1 protein-coding gene is annotated in these 433 nt (G+C 50.1%); it reads right to left on the reverse strand.

Features of this window, described 5'->3' with window-relative positions; genetic code table 11:
- Positions 1 to 433: CNNM domain-containing protein (locus tag HR9077_RS00030; RefSeq protein WP_136063870.1), on the reverse strand; the 433-nt coding region annotated here is incomplete at both ends.

Raw genomic sequence — 433 nt, forward strand, 5'->3', positions numbered from 1 at the left:
GTGCGGATGCGTGGCGATTTTCTCTTTGATGCTTTCTTCACTTTCGCGCAGGTCAAAGAAAATCACGCTTTCACGCGAGGTCATGGAAGAAGGAACCGTACGGGATTCCAGCTCAAACACGTTTTCAATCAGCTCATGTTCCTGCTTACGCAAAACACCCGCCAGTGCGCCGGCTTCAAACACGGCATAAATATCGTCGGAGGTAATGTCGTCATTACGTACCATCGGCAGTTTAAACATGCGGAAAATCATGTTCGCCATGCCGTTGAAAAACCACACCATCGGGCGGCAAAGCATCAGACAGAAACGCATCGGGTTGACTATACGGACGGCAACCGACTCAGGTGAAATCATACCGATGCGCTTCGGTGTCAGGTCAGCAAACAGAATGAACAGGCTGGTGACCAGCACGAAGGAACAGATAAAGCTGACT

Origin of the sequence: Modicisalibacter radicis, assembly GCF_900961225.1 — a bacterium.
Classification (GTDB): domain Bacteria; phylum Pseudomonadota; class Gammaproteobacteria; order Pseudomonadales; family Halomonadaceae; genus Modicisalibacter.